Raw genomic sequence first — 3,176 nt, forward strand, 5'->3', positions numbered from 1 at the left:
ATTTTAATCGGTTCCGCTATTTTTTCTTTCGGCATTGTAAATATCAATATTGAAAACCATCTTGCAGAGGGTGGGTTTACCGGTATTACGCTATTATTATATTTTCTATTTTCGCTTGACCCTTCCTATACAAACTTAATTTTAAATATCCCTATATTTTTTATTGGCTGGAAGTTACTCGGCCGAACAACATTTTTATATACATTAATCGGTACATTTAGCGTCTCTTTATTCCTATGGATTTTCCAACGCTACGAAGTACTCAACTTACATTTAAACTTGCAAAATGATATGACACTGGCTGCTTTATTCGCTGGGGCATTTATCGGTATAGGACTTGGAATTATATTTAAATACGGCGGGACTACTGGCGGTGTTGATATTATCGCAAGACTAGCTCACAAATATGTTGGCTGGAGTATGGGAAAAACGATGTTTATGTTTGATGCCATCGTTATCATTGTCTCTATTCTTACATATTTATCATATCGTGAAGGCATGTATACGTTAGTTGCTGTATTTATCGGGGCTAAGGTTATTGATTTTATGCAAGAAGGAGCTTATGCAGCAAAAGGAGCAACTATTATTTCTGATAAAAATGATGAAATTGCTTCAAAAATTTTATCAGAAATGGAGCGCGGAGCAACCTTTTTAAAAGCAGTTGGATCCTATACAAAAGTTGAACGAAATGTACTATATTGTGTTGTTGCAAAAAACGAAATCGTGAAATTAAAAAATATCATTACTTCTGTAGACCCTCACGCCTTTGTCGCTGTAAGTGATGTACACGATGTTGTTGGCGAAGGATTTACATTAGATGAAAATAAAAATCCGTTACATAATTAAATTCAACTAGAAAAGCTCTTTAGCTTTTCTAGTTTTTTATTACATATCTTTTCAGTTTCTCCAAATCCTCATAAATGAGCTCCAATAAACTACGATTATAAAAAATTGAAGCTGGATGAAAAGTAGGAAATATATTATATTCTTTTTCAGTCCATATGAATTCTGTACCGCTACTATCTTTCAATTGCTGCACGGGTTGCTTTAACAATTCGCCATGAACATCCGTAATTTTATTATTTTTACCAACTAAACGCTGTAATGCAATATTACCAAGTGTAACAATAACAGGCGGCTGTATAAGTTCCAACTCATAATCTAACAAAGGTGCATGGGCAAGTATTTCTCCTTGATTTGGCGTTCTATTATACCTTTTCTGTATTATTTCGCCATTTCGTTCCCTTTTCTCTTTCCATTTATAAGGTCTACTCCGCACCGCACTCGTAATATATACTTCTTCCCTTGTAACGTGAATACGTTCTAAAAACTCCATTAAATGCTTTCCTGCTCTCCCGCTAAACGGAATCCCATTATGAATTTCTGTTTCACCAGGTGCTTCTCCAACAAGCATTAATTTCGGATTTCTAGGGCCCTGTCCACTTAAAAAACCTTCTAATTGGTATGTAGCACTTCGCTCCCTCACTTGTTTAACTAAATGATCTGGATATTCTATGTCTGTCACCGTCTTTCATCATTCCATACTTATCTTTATTTTAATTAGTTCTATACCCCATATTCTCTCTATTATTTCCATTTGTAACATATTATAAGATTCAATCCACAAAACAAAAAAAGACTATCATAATTGATAGTCTTTAATCGTCGCTACGCTGCATACCAGTATAAATTAATACGAGACGTAATAATTCAAATACTGCTACAGCAGCTGCTGCTACATATGTTAATGCTGCCGCATTTAATACTTTACGAGCTTGACCGTACTCATCTGTCGATACGATACCAAGTGCTTCAATTTGTTGCATTGCACGTTTTGATGCATCAAACTCAACTGGTAATGTAACAAGTTGGAAAATAACACCTGCTGCCATTAAAATAATTCCTAGTAACAACAAACCAGACATTTGTGCAAATACACCAATTAGGACAAAAACCCATGACATGTTTGAACCAAAATTAGCAACTGGCACTAACGAATGGCGTACACGCATGAAGTTATAATCTTTCGCATCTTGAATTGCGTGTCCTACTTCATGTGCTGCTACAGCTGTACCAGCAACTGAATGACCATAGTAGTTATCTGTCGATAATCTAACCGTCTTTACACGCGGGTCATAATGATCTGACAAATGACCTGGCGTTTCTTCTACAGCTACATTGTACAATCCATTTTCATCTAAAATTTTCCGAGCCACTTCCGCTCCTGTCATACCTGATGTTGAATAAACTTGTGAATACTTGCTATAGGCACTACGTACTTTGGACTGTGCATACAACGGTATGATCAAAATGATCGCGAAGTAAATTAAATAAAACATCATAAACCTCCATTGAAGTTTTAATTATAGTACTTCTCATTCTATTTTTTTCTTCCACCGTTGTCAATAAATAAACCTTACAATCCGTATCTTTATTTATACGCATTATCTATCTTTAGAATGCAAGTTACTTCTCCGCTTCTCTCTCTCTCCTTTATACTTTCTCCATCCAACATACGTTAAAGTGAACAAAATAAGTCCTCCAGTAATTGTCATAAACCAAATGAGAGAGGGAGCAATCTCATCTTTTTTTACTGTATGAAATATTTTTTGCAAATCACCTTTAATAATCCCTAGTTGCATTTGTCCACCTTTCGTTTTTAACATAACGTTACGAAATTCATCCAAATAAGATAAATGTGCATTTACACGCTGTGCTTCGTTTTCTGGCAGGGCAATCATTAAACTAGGATAAATAATATTAAATTCATTTAAAAGTGTATTTAGCGTCTGTTGGAACTGTCCATCATCGTCTTTTTCCATCGCTTTTTCTACTTGAGAAAAAGCATTCATTATCTTTCTTTCTCTTTCCATCCAAAGTGGCTGATATTTAGATACTTGTGCATCAACAGCAAGTTGTAACGCTAACATATTATCAACTTTAACTTGCCTATCTAAATCTTCCGCGAGAGATTGTTTCGCCTTATCGTATGCTAAAGAAACGACTCTAATTTGTCCCGGAGTTACTTTTGAATTTTTTTCATTTTCCTTTGATAGGAATTGCTCTGAGAAATGGTGCAGTACTTGTATTGCCTTATCATCTTCTTTTTTCTTCACTAACTGCAAAGAGTCATCTAGCAATCCAGTTAGTTCACTCCACTCTTCAGCATATATACG

Annotated in this window: 4 protein-coding genes; 1 reads left to right on the forward strand and 3 read right to left on the reverse strand. The window is 35.1% G+C overall.

Going from position 1 to position 3,176, the window contains the following annotated elements; translation table 11 throughout:
• Nucleotides 1-846: YitT family protein (locus AC1DTM_RS21095; RefSeq protein ID WP_477000792.1), on the forward strand; the 846-nt coding region annotated here is incomplete at its 5' end.
• A 28-nt stretch (nucleotides 847-874) separates the two neighbouring features.
• Here the strand turns inward: AC1DTM_RS21095 and AC1DTM_RS21100 are convergent.
• From AC1DTM_RS21100 to ypjB, 3 genes are all read right to left on the reverse strand, one after another.
• Nucleotides 875-1,525 (reverse strand): uracil-DNA glycosylase, encoded by a 651-nt coding sequence (locus AC1DTM_RS21100; protein WP_016104336.1) that lies wholly within the window; start codon nucleotides 1,523-1,525, stop codon nucleotides 875-877.
• Between the two features lie 133 nt (nucleotides 1,526-1,658).
• A complete protein-coding gene (locus tag AC1DTM_RS21105; RefSeq protein ID WP_002086606.1) occupies nucleotides 1,659-2,339 on the reverse strand; it encodes a zinc metallopeptidase in 681 nt (226 codons plus the stop codon).
• A 105-nt stretch (nucleotides 2,340-2,444) separates the two neighbouring features.
• The coding region (gene ypjB, locus AC1DTM_RS21110; RefSeq protein ID WP_477000793.1) for a sporulation protein YpjB at nucleotides 2,445-3,176 on the reverse strand (732 nt) is incomplete at its 5' end.

Source organism: Bacillus sp. P4_D3, assembly GCF_056401855.1.

Bases quoted from the DNA above. Each gene is read 5' to 3' on its own strand.
- AC1DTM_RS21105 (WP_002086606.1), bottom strand. From the start codon at position 2,339: ATGTTTTATTTAATTTACTTCGCGATCATTTTGATCATACCGTTGTAT.